This window comes from Mesorhizobium silamurunense, assembly GCF_014843825.1.
Classification (GTDB): domain Bacteria; phylum Pseudomonadota; class Alphaproteobacteria; order Rhizobiales; family Rhizobiaceae; genus Mesorhizobium; species Mesorhizobium silamurunense.
This window is the reverse complement of the sequence record NZ_JHQR01000225.1, coordinates 1-17832: the sequence shown is the minus strand read 5'-3', so window position 1 is coordinate 17832 and position 17832 is coordinate 1. Positions and strand designations below refer to the sequence as shown.

Sequence of the window (17832 nt, the reverse complement as noted above, 5' to 3'; positions counted from 1 at the left end):
GAGGGCGTCAGCTCCAGTCCGCGCCGGCCGGCGGCGCGCGGCGGCTGCGTGTAGACGGCTGCGATGTCGTGGCCGGCTTCGGCGATGGCGCTGAGCGTCGGCACCGAAAAATCCGGCGTACCCATGAAGATGACGCGCAGGGGCATGCCCCTAGCCCACCATCTTGCCCGGCGCCTTGTCCTTGGCGAGCTTCTTGAATTTCCTCACCACCATGTCCCGCTTCAGCTTCGAGATGTGGTCGATGAACAGCACCCCGTTGAGATGGTCGATCTCGTGCTGCAGGCAGGTCGCCATCAGGCCTTCGGCCTGCATCTCCTGCAGCTTGCCGTCGCGGTCGAGATATTTCACCCGCACCGCGGCGGGACGCTCGACCTCGGCATAGTAGTCGGGGATCGACAGGCAGCCTTCCTCATAGACCGAGCGCTGGTCGGAGCTTTCGAGGATTTCCGGATTGATGAACACATGCGGAGCCGGCGGCTCGCCTTCCTTGGCAAGGTCGATGACCAGCAAGCGCCGCGGCTCGCCGACCTGGATCGCCGCCAGCCCGATGCCCGGCGCGTCATACATGGTCTCCAGCATGTCGTCGGCGAGCTTGCGCAAATCGCCATCGACCCGCTCCACCGGTTTGGAAACCTGGCGCAGGATCGGATCGGGAAGAATGATGAGCGGCTTGATCGACATGGCGTCTCACCTAAGACCTCGCTGGAAAAGCGTCAACCGGGACATCTTCCGCCTGTTCACGTTTTGATCTGTGCCGGCGGGCCGAATCGGTTATGCTGCTTCCATGAACGACATGACCTCCATCCTTTCGCAACCGGTCGCGCGGCTCGGCGCTACCACGATCACGCTCGGCGAGGCGCTGGGTTTCGGTCCAGTGCTGCTGCTAGCCTTGTTCCTCGCGCTTGTCGTGGCGCTGTGGCGCGCGGCCGGGGCACGCGCGGTGGCAGCGGCCGAAGCCGCCGACCATGCCCGCGATGCCGAAGCGCGCATGGCCGACATCATGCAGGCGCAGGCCGAGATGCAGGGACGGATGGGCGCGATCGCCGAAGTATTCGGGGCGCGGCAGGCCGAGCTTACCCAATCGCTCGGCCAGCGGCTCGATGCCATGACCGGCCGTCTCGGCCAGACCATGACCGAGCAGACCAAATCGACGCATGAGAGCCTGGCGAAATTGCAGGAGCGGCTGGCGGTGATCGACACGGCGCAAGGCAACATCCAGTCGCTCGCCGGCCAGGTCGTGCAGCTGCAGGCGATCCTCTCCAACAAGCAGACGCGCGGCGCCTTCGGCCAGTCGCGCATGGAGGCGATCGTCGCCGACGGCCTGCCGCATGGCGCTTATGAGTTCCAGGCGACCTTGTCGAACGGTAGCCGGCCGGACTGCCTGGTTAGGATGCCGAACGGCGCGCCTTCGCTTGCCGTCGACGCCAAGTTCCCGCTGGAAGCCTGGAACGCCATTCGCGCCGCCGAAGGCGCCGAGTTGCAGAAGGTGGCCACGCAGGCGTTCCGGCGCGATATCGAGGTGCATGTCCGCGATATCGCCGAGAAATACCTGATCCAGGGCGAGACGCAGGACACCGCCTTCATGTTCGTGCCGTCGGAATCGGTGTTCGCCGAGATCCACGAAAATTTCGAAGCCGTGGTGCAGAAGGCGCACCGCGCCCGCGTCGTCATCGTCTCGCCGTCGCTGCTGATGCTGTCGATCCAGGTCATCCAGGCGATTCTCAAGGACGCGCGCATGCGCGAGCAGGCGCACCTGATCCAGGGCGAGGTCATCCGCCTGATGGAGGATGTGGCGCGCGTCGACGAGCGCGTGCGCCGGTTGCAGACGCATTTCGGCCAGGCGACCAAGGACATCGACGACATCCTCGTTTCGACGTCGAAAGTGACCAAGCGCGGCCAGAAGATTGAAGCGCTGGAGTTCGCCGAAGGGGAAGCCGAGCCGCCGCGCGGTCCGGCCAAGGTGGAGGCCGGCGCGCGCGTGGCCGATTCCAAGACGGGCCAATTGCGGCTGAGGGTCGTCGAAGGCGACGACTAGAGCGGTTCAGCGGAACCGCTGATCCGCTCTAAGCATTTGTTTTTGCGCAATTCCGGACGGAAAACCGCCACGCAGTTTTCCTGGAATTGCTCGAAGCCTACTGCTCCTCGACGACCCTGGTGCCCTCGAATTCCGGCAGCCAGTGCAGCGCCGAGCGATGCCAGTATTGCGTCCTCGGCACGAGCTGGTCGCGCTGGCGCGCCGTGCCGGTCCTGATGCCGTAGACCTTCGGCCCGTCACCGACGGACGTGGCATAAAGATGCGACCCGCACTCGCCGCAAAAGCCCTGCGCCCGCTTGGCGCCGCTCGACCCGGTCTTGATGTAGACCTTGGGCTCGCCCTTGGTGATGCGGTAGTCCTCCTCAGGCACGCGCACGGTGACGCGGAACGCGGTGCCGCTGAGCTGCTGGCAATCCGTGCAGTGGCAGATCGAGGTCTTTTCGGGGTCGACCTCCGCCTCATAGGTGATGGCGCCGCAATGGCACCCGCCGTCGATCTTCATTCGCTTTCCTCCATGAGAGTTCGCTCAAATCTAGCCCTCGCCGGAGGCCTCGGCGATGGCCTTTCGTCTCGCCTCCCAAGTACCAGCGGCCTGTGGCTTGACGAACAGCCTGGTGATTTCGGGCATGTCCTTTTTCAGCCGTGCCTCCAGGCGCTCGATGCAGGCTTCGATCTCCGGTGCTGTGAGATGGTCCTCGAATTCGATGCTCAGGCCAGCGACGATTTCCTCCGGACCGATATGGACGCTCAATACGCCGTTCGCCTTTTGCACGGCCGGATCGTCTTCAGCGATCGCCAGAACCTTGCGCTGCACCTCGGCCGAAGCGGGCTCGCCCATAAGCAGGCCCTTGCTCTCGCGCGCCAGGAAGATCGCGGTCGCGCCCAGGATGATCGCGATGCCGATCGAGCCGACGCCGTCGAGTTCGGGAATTTCCAGGAGCTCGGCAGACAGGATGCCGGCGAAGGCAACGATCAAGCCAAGCAGCGCGGCACTGTCCTCGAACAGCACGGTGTAGACGCTTGGGTCCTTGCTTCGGCGCACCGCCTGGAACCAACCCTGCTCGCCCTTCTGTTTTCGAAATTCCTTCAGCGCAACCAGCCAGGAACTGCCTTCGAACAGGAAGGACAGGCCAAGCACGATGTAATTGACCCTGGCGTTGACGACCGGCACGGGGGCCATGATGTGGATAACGCCCTCGTAGAAGGAAACGCCGGCGCCCAGCGCGAAGACCAGAAGGGCGACGATAAAACTCCAGAAATAGAGCTCGCGCCCGTGGCCGAGCGGATGCGTGCGGTCGGGCGGGCGCGCGGCACGGCGCATGCCGTGAAGCAGAAGCGCGCCGTTGCCGGTATCGACCAGCGAATGCACGCCTTCCGACAGCATGGCGGAAGAACCGGTGAAGAATGCCGCGGCGAACTTGGTCAGCGCGATCGCGAGATTACCGGCGAGCGCGGCGTAGATCACCCGTCTCGAACCGCTATGTCCTGCCATCCGCTTCCAGATCCTCTTCAGAGTGCCGAGCTTAACGACCCGCCGGCCGAAGCTCTACAGACAATGCGCCAGCCGTTGCGAGGTTCACGGGTGCTGACGGACATCGGTTGCCGCCGCTCGAAACCTGTTCGATGCCCGCCGGATCAAGGGAAAACGGTTGACATCCGGGAAGCCGGCTTTCGAAGCGGCAAGCGGCCTCTTGCGGTCGGGCGCTTCTCTTGTTTCACTTGGGCTGCCCACAATCGGAGGAGCGAATCATGGCTAAAGGTGCGATGAAGGCGGGCAAGGAACCCCGCAAGCCGAAGAAGGACGCGAAGAAACCAGCCGCGGCCCCGGCCCCGAAAGCGCCGCCGGTCAAGGCGATGCGCATCAAGGAGAAATAAGCCGCCAGCGCGGCCGATCCGTCTCGATGCGATTTGAACCGGCGGCATGCCGAATGCTGCCGGTGTTTTGTTGAACGGGGGTACGACTCCCTATATCAATACGGCGAGGACGACCTCGCTTCCCCGAAAACCGGCCGGGACGACCCGCCACCTCAAGCGTCGAGTGATCGACGCTCGATCGATGGAGCGTTCGCGATGTCCTGGATTTTTCTCTTCTTCGCCGGCCTGTTCGAGATCGGCTGGGCGATCGGCCTCAAATATACCGAGGGTTTCTCGAAGCCGCTGCCGACCGTGCTGACCGTCGCCTCGATGATGGTCAGCCTTGGCCTGCTCGGGCTTGCGCTGAAGGCGCTGCCTGTGGGCACTGCCTATGCGGTATGGACGGGCATCGGCACCGTCGGCACCGCCTTGCTCGGCATCTGGCTGCTCGGCGAGCCGGCGACTGCGGCGCGGCTTGCCTGCATCGGCCTGATCGTGTGCGGCATCGTCGGGCTGAAGCTCGTCGCCTGACGGGTCCGGGCCAGGTATCAGCGACCGACACAAACGCCTTCAGGGCCGCCACTGGCGACCCTGATTCATCTTTCGAACGAACTCGAACCTAGCGAGCGGAGAAGCCCGGGGGCGTCCGGCCGACACGTGCCTTGCGGGCGGCGTAGCGCGCATCGCGCTTGGCCTTGCGCTCGGCCTCGTCGGCAAGCAAGCGGGCAACGCGTTCGGTCTCTTCGGCTTCGCGGATTTTCGCCTCGGCGGCAGCAGCCTCTTCGGCGGCTTTCCGCGCTGCTTCGGCTGCAGCTTCCCGCTCGGCCTTCTCGGCCGCTTCGCGGGCAAGCTTTTCCTGCTTCAGCCTGGCCTTCTCGGCCTCGCGGATCGCACGGGCCTCGAGGATCGCCTTGCGTTCAGCCTGGCGCGCCAGGACGGCTGGATCGTCCGCCGCCGGCTTTGCCTTGAAGCGCTCCAGGAGCGCCTTCTTTGCCTCGTTCGCGGCGTTGCGCCGCTCGAATATGTCTTTTTCCCTGTAGATAGCCAAGTCCACTTCCCTGCAGTCAATTCGCGACGCTTACATACGCGCGAAAGTCACGAGTTCAAGCGCCAAAACGGTATGCCAGCCATGAAAATCTGCGCTGTTGCCGCCGGGATACGTCGCCGTGGCGCGATGCACTGTTCACAAATCGCGCCTCTGGCGGGCGGCGTCGCAGATCGCTACCTCTAGCGCCAACAATCAACGCCCAAGCAGCGCATCAGGATGCAATCGAAATGGAACTCGGCCTCTACACTTTCGCGGATGTCAGCCCGGAACCGGGTCCAGGCGCCATCGGCCCGCATGAACGGTTGCGCAACCTGATCGAGGAGGTCGAGCTGGCCGACCAGGTCGGTCTCGACGTGTTCGGCCTCGGCGAGCATCACCGCCCCGACTATGCGGCCTCGGCGCCCGTCGTGGCGCTCGCGGCGGCCGCGGAGCGGACGAAGCGCATCAAGCTCACCAGCGCGGTCACCGTGCTCTCTTCCGACGATCCGGTGCGCGTCTTCCAGCAGTTCGCGACGCTCGACCTTCTGTCCAGCGGCCGCGCCGAGATCATGGCCGGGCGCGGCTCCTTCATCGAATCCTTCCCGCTGTTCGGCTACAATCTCGAGGACTATGACGAGCTCTTCGCCGAGAAGCTCGACCTGTTGCTCGCCATCCGAGACCAGGTGAAGGTGACGTGGCAAGGCAAGCTGCGCGCGCCAATCAACGGCCGCGGCGTCTATCCTCGGCCTTTCCAGGACAAGCTGCCGATCTGGATCGCCATCGGCGGGACGCCGCAGTCCGCCGCCCGCGCCGGCGTGCTCGGCCTACCGCTCGCGCTTGCCATCATCGGCGGCGAGCCGGCCCGCTTTGCGCCGCTATTCGACATCTATCGCGAGGCAGCAAGGCGTGCCGGCAACGATCCCGCCTCGCTCGCCACCAGCCTCAACGTGCACGGCTTCATCGCTGAGACGACGGAGAAGGCGGCCGACGATTTCTACGCACCGCAGGCCGAGGTGATGAACCGCATCGGCCGCGAGCGCGGCTGGGGACCGACCTCGCGGGCGCATTTCGACCACGCGCGGGGTCCCGGCGGCGCGCTGTTCGTCGGCAATCCTGAAGCTGTAGCGGAAAAGATCGTCGCCCAGCACAGGATCTTCGGCAACGACCGCTTCCTCCTGCAGATGGCGATCGGCACCATGCCGCATGCCAAGATCATGAAGGCGATCGAGCTCTACGGCACCAAGGTGGCGCCGATCGTACGGCGCGAGGCGGCGAAAGCTGCGCCCGCCGCACCGGCGCCTGCCGCCTGAGGACACCGGCCCCGGCAAGGCGCTCTCATCGCCGCCGGCTAACGGAACCTTGGCGCGGCGGACACGTTTTCTCGACGATCGCACCGGTAGCGGTGCTCGAGGGGAACGATGAAAGCCGAGACGACCGCTTCGGGCGCGAGCGTTGGCGAAAGCCCTGATTCCGGCGACGGAGCCAACGCGGAATTGCGGCTGATGCGATCACTGCTGATCGGCATCTTCCTCCTAATGACGGTCGCCGCGCTTTATTTCGCCCGCGCTTTCTTCATGCCCGTCATCCTCGCCTTCCTGCTGGCGCTGACGCTGACGCCGATCGTGCGCTTCCTGCGCAAGCGCGGCATTCCCGATGTGCTGTCCGCGACGCTGCTGGTGCTGCTCTCCGTCTTCTTCGTCGCCAGCGCCGGCTATCTGCTCAGTGGCCCGGTCATCGATCTCATCAACAACAGCTCGTCCATTGGCCTCCAACTGACCGACAGGCTGGCGCCGTTCAAGCAACCGCTGGAAAGGGTCATGGACATCTCGCACCAGCTGGAAGCGCTGACCGAGACCACACAGGAGCCGAACGTGCAAAAGGTGGCGGTGGCGCCATCCGGCATGCTCTCCACGGCCGCCAGCAACATTCTGGGGGCCGGCACCAGCATCACCATCGTCTTCGTGCTGTCGCTGTTCCTGCTCGCCTCAGGCACCCTGTTCTACGAGAAGATCGTTCAGTCCTTCGCCAGCCTCAGCCATAAGAAGCGGGCGTTGCGCGTCGTCTATGACGTCGAGCGCGAGATCTCGCATTACCTGCTCACAGTCACTGTCATCAATGCCGGCCTCGGCACGGTGATCGGGCTCGGCCTGTGGGGACTCGGCATGCCGAACCCGCTGGTCTGGGGCGCGGCCGCGGCGCTGCTCAATTTCCTGCCCTATGTCGGCGCGCTGATAACCATCCTGCTGGTCACGGGCATCGCGCTGATCAGCTTCGATACGATCTCCTACGCGCTGCTGGCGCCCGCCTTCGTTTTGTTGTGCGACATCGTCGAGGGCCAGTTCGTGACCCCGACCGTGGTCGGCCGGCGGCTCGAGATAAACGCCGTGGCGATCTTCATCGCCATCGCCTTCTGGTCCTGGCTGTGGGGCTTCGTCGGCGCATTGATGGCGGTGCCGCTCCTGGTGGTCATCAAGGTGTTCTGCGACCATTTCGACGGCCTCAGCCATGTCGGCAATTTCCTTGCCGCGCAGCAGACCATGGCGATCGACGACGAGGCTGCCGAAAACAACCACAAGCCCGCCGCGTAAAGCCTGGCCCAATCCCATGTCCGGTCGGCTGTTTGCGGCGCCCATGGCGAGTGCCTATATCGGTCCGGTCAAGCCGGACCCCCTTGTTGATGAGCAACGTCGATCTCGATGCCTATTTCGCCCGCATCGGCTACAGCGGGCCGACGGACTCTTCGCTCGCCACGCTCGCGTCGCTGCATCTGGCCCATCCGCAGGCGATCCCGTTCGAGAACATCGACGCGCTGATGGGCGTTTCGGTCGGGCTCGATCCGGCTTCGCTGCAGGACAAGGTCTTCAGCCAAGGCCGCGGCGGCTACTGCTTCGAGCACAATCTGATTTTCATGCATGCGCTCGCAGAGCTGGGTTTCAACGTCAGCGGGCTCGCCGCCCGGGTGCTCTGGGGCCAGCCGGACGATACCATCACGGCGCGCAGCCATATGCTGTTGCGGGTCGAGCTCGATGGAAAAACATACATTGCCGATGTCGGCTTCGGCGGCCTGACGTTGACGGCGCCGCTGCTGCTGGAGCCGGATCTCGAACAGCAGACCCCGCACGAGGCCTTCCGTATCGCCGAGGCCGGCGATCATTTTCGCCTGCAGGCCAATATCGGCGGTACCAATATCGGCGGCGATTGGCGCACGCTCTACCGTTTCGACATGCAGCGGACCTACGAGGTCGATTATCAGGTGAGCAGCCATTTCCTGTCGACGCATCCGAGCTCGCATTTCCTGTCGACCCTGGTCGCCGCCCGCGCCCTGCCGGACCGGCGCTACGCGCTGCGCAACAACCGCTTGTCGACCCATCATCCTGGCGGCCGCAGCGAGCAGCGGGAAATCGCCTCGGCGGCCGAACTCGCCGACGTGCTGGAGGGTGAGCTCGCCATCGTCATCCCCGACCGCGCCGCCTTCGAGGCGAGGCTGCGGCAGAAGAACATCGTGGAGACCTGATCAATGACGGCCCTTTCGGTTCTCGACCTGTCGCCGATCACGCAAGGCAGCAATGCCTCGCAGTCGCTCGCCAATTCGCTCGACCTTGCCCGCCATGCTGAGCGGCTGGGCTACAAGCGCTATTGGCTCGCCGAGCACCACAACATGCCGGGGATCGCGAGCGCGGCGACTTCCGTTGTCATCGCCCATATCGCGGGCGGCACCAAGACGATCCGCGTCGGCGCCGGCGGCATCATGCTGCCCAACCACGCGCCGCTGGTGATCGCCGAGCAGTTCGGCACGCTGGCTGCACTTTTTCCGGGCCGCATCGACCTCGGCCTCGGCCGCGCGCCGGGCACCGACATGATGACGGCGCGGGCGCTTCGCCGCAACCTGGAGGCAAGCGATAACTTCCCCCAGGACGTGGTCGAGCTGATGGGCTACTTCCAGCCGGCCGAGGAGGGACAGCGCATACGCGCGGTGCCGGGCGAAGGCCAGGACGTGCCGGTCTGGATCCTGGGCTCCAGCCTCTACGGCGCGCAGCTCGCGGCACTGCTTGGCCTGCCCTATGCCTTCGCCTCGCATTTCGCGCCGGCCGAACTCGACCACGCGCTGGAGGTCTATCGCACCCGCTTCCAGCCGTCGGCCGAGCTCGACAAACCCTATGTGATGCTCGGCCTCAATGTCTTTGCCGCGCCCACCGACGCCGAGGCGAAGCTGCTGTTCACCTCCTTGCAGCAGGCCTTCGTCAATCTGCGCAGCGGCCGGCCCGGCCAGTTGCCGCCGCCGGTCGAAAACTATGACCGCGATCTCGATCCGGTCGCCAAGACCATGCTTGCCCAGGCGCTGTCCTGCGCCGTCGTCGGTTCGCCGGAGACGGTTCGCCAGGGCATCGACGCCTTCGTGCGCCGCACCGGCGCCGACGAATTGATGGTGACGGCGCAAATGTTCGACCACGCGGCGCGCGTGCGCTCCTTCGAGATTCTTTCGAATGTCCACAAGTCGATGTCGCAAGCGGCCTGAGCAACCCGATGGCTTTTGCCTGACATACTCGTCTGCTAAGGGCAGGCCCTTCCTCAAGCGCGAGCCTTCCCGTGACCGACGACATCGACCAGCGCATGCATTTCGCCATCGGCCTCGCGCGGCGCGCCGGCGAGCTCGGGCTGAAATATTTTCGCGATCTCGACAACCTCACCATCGAGAGTAAAGGCCATCAGGACCTGGTCTCCGATGGCGATCGCGAGGTCGAGCTGTTCATCCGCGCGGCGGATCGCCGAGGCCTATCCTGCCGATGGCATTGTCGGCGAGGAGCATGCGCCGGTGACCGGCAAGACCGGCCATATCTGGGTGATCGACCCGATCGACGGCACGGCCAATTTCGTGCGCGGCATTCCCGCCTGGTGCGTGGTGATCGCCTGCGCCAGGGACGGCGAGACCGTCGTCGGCGTCATCCATGAGGCTTCGACCGGCGAGACTTTTCACGGCCGCCTCGGCGGCGGCGCCTTCGTCAACGGCCGGCCGATCAGGGCGAGCAGCGCCGCAGCACTTTCCGAGGGTTCGGTCGGAACCGGGCTTTCGAACCGGGCGTCGACCGAGCATGTCGCAGCATTGATCAGCATGATCATGGCCGAGGGCGGCGTCTTCTATCGCAACGCTTCCGGCGCCCTGATGCTGGCCTATGCCGCGGCCGGCCGGCTGCTCGGCTATGTCGAGGAGCACATGAATGCCTGGGACTGCCTGGCCGGCATGCTTCTGGTTGAAGAGGCGGGCGGCACGGTGCTCAGGGCAGACCCGAAGATCGTTATCAGCCAGGGAACGCAAGTAATCGCCGCCGGAAAGCTGATCTTTCCGAAGTTGCGCACGCTTTGCACGGAAGCGTTCCGACACTAATCCTTCGGCATCTGCAGGCCGGCATCACCTGAATCTCAACACGCCTTAAATGACGATGACCTTGGTGCCGATTGGGGCGCGGTCGTAGAGATCGATGATGTCCTGGTTCATGAGGCGGATGCAGCCCGCCGAAACGGCTTTGCCGATGGACCACCATTCAGGGCTGCCGTGCAGGCGATATCCGGTGTCACCTTTGTCGTTGAAGAGATAGAGCGCCCGGGCGCCGAGCGGATTCATCAGCCCGCCTTCCATATGGGCCGGTATGATGTGGCCCCGGTTACGCTCGCGTACCATCATCTGGGGAGGCGCGCTCCAATCCGGCCACTCGCGCTTCCTCTCGACGTGAGCGGTGCCATGCCACTCGAAGCCCGCCTTGCCGACGCCGATGCCGTAGCGCATCGCCTGGCCATCTCCCAACACGTAGTAGAGGAACTTCCCCCCTGTATCGACAATGATGGTGCCGGGCGCCTCGTCGGTCGGATAAGCCACTGTCTGGCGACGGAACTTTTGGTCGACCTTGTAGATCGGAACCGGCGGGATGCGGAAACCGGCGTCGGTGAGGCCGCCATAGGCTAAGGGAGAACTCTGCAATGCGCCACCGGTGGTGCAGCCGGAGAATGCGACCATCCCGGCAAGTATCCCGATCAGGATCGATTTCGCGCGCATGATCCAAGCCGGCGCTCTTGCCGGCAATCTGCCGCATCTTGCCTTATTCGTAGTCCCGCATGCCTCGATTGCCAAGCGTTCCATCGTCTCCGCTGGCGGATTGCCGGCACATGGCGAAAAGATGTTTTCAGACTTATTCGCGACCCAAAGTCACGCCCCCAGGGCAAAGCTTCCCCCGCCTGACATGCAGCTGGCGCATTGATGATGATGCCCCGTTCGGAAAAAATCCTCTCTGGACAATTAGATAGAGCAAATCTGGATCGATCCCGGCGAGGAGCGCGCCGGTCCGTTTCCCGAACCCCCGCCGGACAGCAGCCACCTTGCGCAGAATGCTTGCGCGCCGTGCCGCCTGTTCTTATATACGCGCCAGCCGTCCGGCCTTGAAAACCGGGGACCGTGGCGGAATTTCTTGTGAACAGGGGCTTTCGTCGGAACGCCTTATCAGGGTCCTGAGAGCCTGCTTAGAGGAGAGACTAGAACAATGGCAAAAGTAATCGGTATCGACCTCGGAACCACAAACTCCTGCATCGCCATCATGGACGGCAAGGAGCCCAAGGTGATCGAGAATGCGGAAGGCGCGCGCACGACCCCTTCCATCGTCGCCATCAACAGCGACGGAGAACGCCTCGTCGGCCAGCCGGCCAAGCGGCAGGCGGTCACCAACCCTGAAAACACCATCTTCGCGGTCAAGCGCCTGATCGGCCGCCGCTATGACGATCCGGTGACGGAGAAGGACAAGAAGCTTGTCCCCTACAAGATCGTCAAGGGCGACAATGGCGACGCCTGGGTCGAGGCCGGCGGCAAGAAGCTGTCGCCCAGCCAGATCTCGGCCATGATCCTGCAGAAGATGAAGGAAACGGCGGAAGCCTATCTCGGCGAGAAGGTCGAGAAGGCGGTCATCACCGTTCCGGCCTATTTCAACGACGCCCAGCGCCAAGCGACCAAGGACGCCGGCAAGATCGCCGGCCTCGAAGTGCTGCGCATCATCAACGAGCCGACGGCTGCCGCGCTCGCCTATGGCCTGGAGAAGAAGGACGGCAAGACCATCGCCGTCTATGACCTTGGCGGCGGCACGTTCGACATTTCGGTGCTCGAGATCGGCGACGGCGTCTTCGAGGTGAAGTCGACCAATGGCGACACCTTCCTCGGCGGCGAGGACTTCGACATGCGCCTGGTCGAGTACCTGGCGGCCGAGTTCAAGAAGGAACAGGGCATCGATCTCAAGGCCGACAAGCTCGCCCTGCAGCGGCTGAAGGAAGCCGCAGAAAAGGCTAAGATCGAGCTGTCGTCGACGACGCAGACCGAGATCAACCTGCCCTTCATCACCGCCGACGCCACCGGGCCGAAGCACCTGACGATGAAGCTCACCCGGGCGAAGTTCGAGAGCCTGGTCGAGGATCTCGTGCAGCGCACCATCGACCCGTGCAAGGCGGCGCTCAAGGACGCCGGCCTGAAGGCGGGCGAGATCGACGAGGTGGTTCTGGTCGGCGGCATGACCCGCATGCCCAAGATCCAGGAAATCGTGAAGCAGTTCTTCGGTAAGGACCCGCACAAGGGCGTCAACCCGGATGAGGTCGTGGCGCTTGGCGCTGCCATCCAGGCCGGCGTGCTGCAGGGCGACGTCAAGGACGTGCTGCTCCTCGACGTGACGCCGCTGTCGCTCGGCATCGAGACGCTGGGCGGCGTGTTCACCCGGCTGATCGAGCGCAACACCACGATCCCGACCAAGAAGAGCCAGGTGTTCTCGACGGCCGAGGATTCGCAGTCGGCGGTGACGATCCGCGTCTTCCAGGGCGAGCGCGAGATGGCGGCCGACAACAAGCTGCTCGGGCAGTTCGACCTGGTCGGCATCCCGCCGGCTCCGCGCGGCGTGCCGCAGATCGAGGTCACCTTCGACATCGACGCCAACGGCATCGTCAATGTCTCGGCCAAGGATAAGGGCACCGGCAAGGAGCACCAGATCCGCATCCAGGCTTCGGGCGGACTGTCCGACGCCGATATCGAGAAGATGGTGAAGGATGCCGAGGCCAATGCCGAGGCCGACAAGAAGCGCCGCGCCCTCGTCGAGGCTCGCAACCAGGCCGAATCCCTGGTGCATTCGTCCGAGAAGTCGCTCAAGGATTATGGCGACAAGGTCTCGGAGGCCGACCGCACCGCGATCGCCGACGCCATCAGCGCGCTGAAGACCGCCGCCGAGGGCGACGACGTGGCCGATATCGAGGCCAAGTCGCAGTCGCTTGCCGAAGCTTCGATGAAGCTTGGCCAGGCCATGTACGAGGCCTCGCAGAAGGAAGCAGCCGAAGCCGACGCCAAGGCGGACGCCGCCAAGGATTCGGACGTGGTCGACGCCGACTTCGAGGAAATCGACGAGGACGGCGACAAGAAGAAGTCGGCCTGAACCGCCGACGGCAGATAATGCGAAAAGCCCGGCGCAAGGCCGGGCTTTTTTGCAACCTTGAACGAAAAAGTGCGAGTCTGACCGAAAAAGTGACGGAAAAACACGGGCCAGGCATGTGCCGGCTCTGGCATCCGGGCAGCATCGCTCCTAAATCGAACAACGTGCCGGCGACGACGCAACAATGCTTGAAGACATTGAGCATCCGGACAGCGGGAAAAAATGAAAGCTGATTTCTACGAAACGCTGGGCGTGCACAAAGGTGCCGACGACAAGGAGCTGAAGAGCGCTTTCCGCAAGCTCGCCATGCAGTTCCATCCCGACCGCAATCCCGGCGACCATGCCTGCGAGCACAAGTTCAAGGAAATCAACGAAGCCTACGAGACGCTGAAAGACCCGCAGAAGCGCGCGGCCTATGACCGTTTCGGCCACGCCGCCTTCGAGCAGGGCGGCATGAACGGCGCGGCGCACGGCTTCGGCGCCGGCGGCTTTGCCGACATCTTCGAGGACATTTTCGGCGACATGATGGGCGGCCGCCAGCGCCGCTCGTCGGGCGGCCGCGAGCGCGGGGCCGACCTGCGCTACAACATGGAGATCTCGCTGGAAGAGGCATTCTCCGGCAAGACGGCGCAGATCCGCGTGCCGGCCTCCATTTCCTGCTCGGAATGCTCGGGCAGCGGCGCCAAGCCCGGCACGCAGCCTGTCACCTGCGCCATGTGCCACGGCCACGGCAAGGTGCGCGCCACGCAAGGCTTCTTCTCGATCGAGCGTACCTGCCCGCAATGCCAGGGCCGCGGCCAGACGATCAAGGACCCCTGCCCGAAATGCGCCGGCCAGGGCCGCGTCACCGAGGAGCGGTCGCTGTCGGTCAACATCCCGGCCGGCATCGAGGACGGCACCCGCATCCGGCTTGCCAATGAAGGTGAGGCCGGCCTGCGCGGCGGCCCTTCGGGCGATCTCTACATCTTCCTCGCGGTCAAGCCGCATGAATTCTTCCAGCGCGACGGTGCCGACCTCTATTGCAAGGTACCGATCTCGATGACGACCGCCGCCCTCGGCGGCTCGTTCGAGGTCACGACGCTCGACGGCACGCAGACCAAGGTCAAAGTGCCGGAAGGCACCCAGAACGGCCGCCAGTTCCGGCTGAAGGGCAAGGGCATGCCAGTGCTGCGACAGCCCAATATCGGCGACCTCTACATCCAGACGGCGGTAGAGACGCCGCAGAACCTGTCGCGCCGCCAGCGCGAGCTCCTGGAGGAGTTCGAGCAGCTCTCCTCGAAGGACAATTCGCCCCAGTCGAGCGGCTTCTTCGCCCGCATGAAGGACTTTTTCGAGTCCTTTGGCGAGCACTAAGGTTTTCTGCCGGAAGTCGCGCTCCCCAAGCGTCATCAACATCTTATGCCAGATTGACGCCTTGCCTTGTCCCACCCAACTGCTAAGTAGCGGATCGGGGGCGGAGCATTGAGGAGAGCTCGCATGGCACGTGGTCCCGGATTGCGCAAAGCGCTGGCGGAAAAATTCGACGACGAGCTGAAGTTCTTCAAAGGCTGGATCGACAAGCCGAAAGCGGTCGGCTCGATCGTTCCCACCAGCTCCATCACCGCCCGCAAGATGGCCTCGATCGTCAACCCGAAATCGGGCCTGCCGGTGCTCGAGGTCGGACCCGGCACCGGCGTCATCACCCGCGCCATCCTGGCCCAGGGCGTGAAGCCGGAAAATCTCTACGCAATCGAGTATTCCACCGACTTCGTGCGCCATCTGCGCCGGCTCTATCCGGGCGTCAACGTCATCGAGGGCGACGCCTTCAATCTCAATGCCACGCTGGGCGAAAAGCGCGACATGGTGTTCGATTCGGTCGTCTCCGGCGTGCCGCTGCTCAATTTCCCGGTCGCCCAGCGCATCGCCTATATCGAAAGCCTGCTCGACCGCATCCCCGTCGGCAGACCGATCGTGCAGCTGACCTATGGTCCGATGTCGCCGATCCCGCCCGGCCGCGGTGACTACACGGTCAAGCATTTCGACTTCATCATCCGCAACATCCCGCCGACGCAGCTGTGGATCTACCGGCGCAAGCCGCATTAGATGAGAGGGAGTAGGGCAGTAGGGCAGTAGGAGAATGACCGGACTATTCCCTACTCCCCTACTGCCTTACTCCGTTGATTTGAGTGACCCTTGGCTGTACCTGTCCCGGAACAAGGGTGGCCAATGGCAGTGATCCCAAGAATCCTCGTCTTTGCCGGCTCGGTCCGCACCGGCGCTTTCAGCGGCCGGACCGCCGATGTGGCGCAGAAGGAACTCGCCATGCAGGGCGCCGAGGTGACCCGCATCTCGCTCGGCGACTATCCGCTACCGATCATGGACGAGGACCTGGAGAAGGAAAGAGGACTCCCCGAAAACGCCGTGAGGCTCGGCCGGCTGGTCGCGGCTCACGACGGCTTGCTGATCGCGACGCCCGAATATAACGGCTCGATCCCGCCGCTCTTGAAGAACTCGATCGACTGGGTGAGCCGGATCCGGCGCAACGGCAGCCGCTCGTTCAGGCCGCTTTACGGCAAGCCCGTCGGCCTTTGCTCCTCCTCCGAAGGCAAGTTTGCCGGCATACGCTGCATCAACCATCTGCGCGCGGTGCTGGTGCGCTGCCAGATGGAAGTGATCACGCCGGAATGCTCGGTGTCCGGCGCCGACGAAGCGTTCGCCGAGGACGGACAATTTCGTGACGCCAGACTGCACCAATCGATGGAGCGCCTATGCAGTACACTGATCGAAACCTCGCGCATGCTGTCCGTCCGGATCGAAGCGTGATGCATCCGGTCGAGACCATGCGCGACAGGCTGATCGTCGGCCTCGACGTGCCGACGCTGAAAGAGGCCGAGAAGGCGGTGCGCGAGCTCGAAGGCACCGTCTCCTTCTACAAGATCGGCTATCAGCTCGCCTTTGCCGGCGGGCTGGATTTCGCGCGCGAGCTGGCCCGCGGCGGCACCAAGGTCTTCCTCGACATGAAGCTGCTCGACATCGACAACACGGTGGCCAAGGGCGTCGAGAACATCGTCAGGATGGGCGTCTCGATGCTGACGCTGCATGCCTACCCCAAGGCGATGAAGGCGGCGGTCGAGGCGGCCAAGGGCAGCGAGCTCTGCCTGCTTGCGGTGACGGTGCTCACCTCGATGGACGAGCAGGACATGATCGACGCCGGCTACGAGTATGATCCGCACACGCTGGTGCTGCGACGCGCCGAACAGGCGCTGCATGCCGGCATGGGCGGCATCGTCTGCTCGGCCGAGGAGGCTGAAGCCGCGCGCCGGATCGTCGGTCCCGACATGGCTGTCGTCACGCCGGGTATACGGCCGAGCGGCAGCGACCATGGCGACCAGAAGCGCGTGGTGACGCCGGCGCAGGCGATCCGCAACGGCTCCAGCCACCTCGTCGTTGGCCGACCCATTGTCGCCGCTGCCGACAGGCCGGCGGCGGCCGAAGCGATCCTGACCGAGATGCAATCGGCATAGCGCCGACCCTCGCGCACGAACCGAAACAGGAGAAAATCATGCCAAAGGGATACTGGATCGCTCGCGTCGACGTGCGCGACGCCGAGGGCTACAAGGATTATGTCGCCGCCGCCAAGCTCGCCTTCGACCGTTTTGGCGCGAAATTCCTGGCGCGCGGCGGCGAGCATGAAAAGGCCGAGGGCCCTGGCCGCGCGCGCAACGTGATCATCGAATTCGAATCGTTTGCCGCGGCGCATGACTGCTACCATTCGCCGGAATATCAGCGCGCCGTCGCCATCCGCCAGAAAGTGGCCGACGGCGAAATCGTGCTGGTCGAGGGCGTCTAGCGAAGTAGCCTATTCGCTGCCGTTTCGGCCATCGCGTCGGCGAGGCTCATGCCCCACTGCCTGCGGCAATAATCGCGAAAATCGAAGCAGGGCAGGCCGGGGCAGACTTCGAACTCGATGAGGTGGACCGTATCGTCGGCCTCGACTCGAAAATCGACCGAGAAGACGTCCTTCAGGCCAACCCCGGCGGTCAGCTTTTGCGCGATGGCGCGGATTGCCCGATCGGCCGCTGGCTGGCTGGCGGCGACCGGCTCGAGTTCCGGTTCGGCATAGATGCCAGCGTCCCTGGCGGCCTGGCCGGTATCGCCGTAGAGCGCCATCGAGTCGGCCATGGTCTGGAAGTCGCCGCCGGAATCGACGAAGGCGATGCCGAGCGCCTCGACGCCGGTTTCCGGCTTCAGCCCGAGGAAGCTTGCCCGCACATTGCGGCCGGCGACATAGGGCTGGACGACGACATCGTCGCGATAGCCGGCAAAGACACGCCGGCTAAGCTCCAGCGCGTGGCCGAGTTCGGTGATCCGCGAATCCGCCCAGATGCCGATCTTAGCGCCGAGACGGTTGGGCTTGACGAACCAGCCGGCGGCCGAGGCCGGCGGCTCGACCAGCCACGCGCCGTTGCGTGCGAGGCCGACAGCCGGCACCG

21 protein-coding genes and 1 pseudogene are annotated in these 17832 nt (G+C 64.3%); 14 read left to right on the top strand and 8 right to left on the bottom strand.

Going from position 1 to position 17832, the window contains the following annotated elements; genetic code table 11:
• Positions 1–146, bottom strand: a pseudogene (locus DH10_RS37240) (methionyl-tRNA formyltransferase); the annotation flags it as partial.
• 4 nt (positions 147–150) lie between these two features.
• A complete protein-coding gene (def, locus tag DH10_RS24895; protein ID WP_192249310.1) occupies positions 151–681 on the bottom strand; it encodes a peptide deformylase in 531 nt (176 codons plus the stop codon).
• A 103-nt stretch (positions 682–784) separates the two neighbouring features.
• Here def and DH10_RS24890 point away from each other — a divergent pair, with 103 nt between their 5' ends.
• On the top strand, positions 785–2035 hold the full coding sequence (locus tag DH10_RS24890) for a DNA recombination protein RmuC (protein WP_192385473.1): 1251 nt from the start codon (positions 785–787) through the stop codon (positions 2033–2035).
• A gap of 97 nt (positions 2036–2132) precedes the next feature.
• Here the strand turns inward: DH10_RS24890 and DH10_RS24885 are convergent, their stop codons facing one another.
• Positions 2133–2537 carry a GFA family protein gene (locus DH10_RS24885; RefSeq protein ID WP_192249316.1) on the bottom strand — a complete coding sequence of 135 codons (405 nt, stop codon included), beginning with the start codon at positions 2535–2537 and terminating at the stop codon, positions 2133–2135.
• Between the two features lie 30 nt (positions 2538–2567).
• On the bottom strand, positions 2568–3527 hold the full coding sequence (locus DH10_RS24880) for a cation diffusion facilitator family transporter (RefSeq protein WP_192249319.1): 960 nt from the start codon (positions 3525–3527) through the stop codon (positions 2568–2570).
• A 257-nt stretch (positions 3528–3784) separates the two neighbouring features.
• Here DH10_RS24880 and DH10_RS37710 point away from each other — a divergent pair, with 257 nt between their 5' ends.
• On the top strand, positions 3785–3910 hold the full coding sequence (locus DH10_RS37710) for a hypothetical protein (protein ID WP_082953831.1): 126 nt from the start codon (positions 3785–3787) through the stop codon (positions 3908–3910).
• Between the two features lie 195 nt (positions 3911–4105).
• Positions 4106–4420, top strand: a complete 315-nt coding sequence (sugE, locus tag DH10_RS24875; protein ID WP_192249322.1) for a quaternary ammonium compound efflux SMR transporter SugE — start codon at positions 4106–4108, stop codon at positions 4418–4420.
• Positions 4421–4508: 88 nt separating this feature from the next.
• On the opposite strand, the gene DH10_RS24870 is transcribed toward sugE, so the two are convergent.
• The gene (locus DH10_RS24870; protein ID WP_192249325.1) at positions 4509–4937 is read right to left on the bottom strand and encodes a DUF6481 family protein; all 429 of its coding nucleotides are present in this window, start codon (positions 4935–4937) and stop codon (positions 4509–4511) included.
• A gap of 227 nt (positions 4938–5164) precedes the next feature.
• Here DH10_RS24870 and DH10_RS24865 point away from each other — a divergent pair, with 227 nt between their 5' ends.
• The 4 genes from DH10_RS24865 (at position 5165) to DH10_RS24850 (ending at position 9432) form a co-directional block, all read left to right on the top strand.
• Positions 5165–6226 carry an LLM class flavin-dependent oxidoreductase gene (locus DH10_RS24865; protein WP_192249328.1) on the top strand — a complete coding sequence of 354 codons (1062 nt, stop codon included), beginning with the start codon at positions 5165–5167 and terminating at the stop codon, positions 6224–6226.
• Positions 6227–6334: 108 nt separating this feature from the next.
• On the top strand, positions 6335–7504 hold the full coding sequence (locus DH10_RS24860) for an AI-2E family transporter (RefSeq protein ID WP_192249331.1): 1170 nt from the start codon (positions 6335–6337) through the stop codon (positions 7502–7504).
• 89 nt (positions 7505–7593) lie between these two features.
• Complete coding sequence (locus DH10_RS24855; RefSeq protein ID WP_192249334.1) at positions 7594–8430, top strand: arylamine N-acetyltransferase family protein; 837 nt, start codon at positions 7594–7596, stop codon at positions 8428–8430.
• Positions 8431–8433: 3 nt separating this feature from the next.
• Positions 8434–9432, top strand: coding sequence for an LLM class flavin-dependent oxidoreductase (locus DH10_RS24850; protein WP_192249337.1), 999 nt, complete (start codon positions 8434–8436; stop codon positions 9430–9432).
• Between the two features lie 53 nt (positions 9433–9485).
• Here DH10_RS24850 and DH10_RS37235 read toward each other — a convergent pair whose 3' ends face one another.
• A complete protein-coding gene (locus DH10_RS37235) occupies positions 9486–9623 on the bottom strand; it encodes a hypothetical protein (RefSeq protein WP_246506156.1) in 138 nt (45 codons plus the stop codon).
• 16 nt (positions 9624–9639) lie between these two features.
• Here DH10_RS37235 and DH10_RS24845 point away from each other — a divergent pair, with 16 nt between their 5' ends.
• Entirely contained in the window at positions 9640–10299 is a 660-nt protein-coding gene (locus DH10_RS24845; protein ID WP_312891263.1) for an inositol monophosphatase family protein, read from the top strand.
• Positions 10300–10344: 45 nt separating this feature from the next.
• Here the strand turns inward: DH10_RS24845 and DH10_RS24840 are convergent, their stop codons facing one another.
• Positions 10345–10965 carry a L,D-transpeptidase gene (locus DH10_RS24840; RefSeq protein ID WP_192249340.1) on the bottom strand — a complete coding sequence of 207 codons (621 nt, stop codon included), beginning with the start codon at positions 10963–10965 and terminating at the stop codon, positions 10345–10347.
• 481 nt (positions 10966–11446) lie between these two features.
• On the opposite strand from DH10_RS24840, the gene dnaK reads away from it, so the two are divergent.
• The 6 genes from dnaK (at position 11447) to DH10_RS24810 (ending at position 17189) form a co-directional block, all read left to right on the top strand.
• Complete coding sequence (gene dnaK, locus DH10_RS24835; RefSeq protein WP_192249343.1) at positions 11447–13363, top strand: molecular chaperone DnaK; 1917 nt, start codon at positions 11447–11449, stop codon at positions 13361–13363.
• Between the two features lie 219 nt (positions 13364–13582).
• The gene (gene dnaJ, locus DH10_RS24830; RefSeq protein WP_192249346.1) at positions 13583–14713 is read left to right on the top strand and encodes a molecular chaperone DnaJ; all 1131 of its coding nucleotides are present in this window, start codon (positions 13583–13585) and stop codon (positions 14711–14713) included.
• A 123-nt stretch (positions 14714–14836) separates the two neighbouring features.
• Positions 14837–15442 (top strand): phospholipid N-methyltransferase PmtA, encoded by a 606-nt coding sequence (gene pmtA, locus DH10_RS24825; protein ID WP_192249349.1) that lies wholly within the window; start codon positions 14837–14839, stop codon positions 15440–15442.
• 123 nt (positions 15443–15565) lie between these two features.
• Positions 15566–16162 (top strand): NADPH-dependent FMN reductase, encoded by a 597-nt coding sequence (locus DH10_RS24820; protein WP_192249352.1) that lies wholly within the window; start codon positions 15566–15568, stop codon positions 16160–16162.
• On the top strand, positions 16162–16863 hold the full coding sequence (gene pyrF / locus DH10_RS24815; protein WP_192385474.1) for an orotidine-5'-phosphate decarboxylase: 702 nt from the start codon (positions 16162–16164) through the stop codon (positions 16861–16863). The genes DH10_RS24820 and pyrF overlap by 1 nt, the downstream gene beginning before the upstream one ends.
• A gap of 38 nt (positions 16864–16901) precedes the next feature.
• Positions 16902–17189, top strand: coding sequence for a DUF1330 domain-containing protein (locus DH10_RS24810; protein ID WP_192249355.1), 288 nt, complete (start codon positions 16902–16904; stop codon positions 17187–17189).
• Here the strand turns inward: DH10_RS24810 and DH10_RS24805 are convergent.
• A partial coding sequence (locus tag DH10_RS24805; RefSeq protein WP_485020600.1) for a D-alanine--D-alanine ligase family protein occupies positions 17186–17832 on the bottom strand: 647 nt, incomplete at its 5' end. The genes DH10_RS24810 and DH10_RS24805 overlap by 4 nt on opposite strands.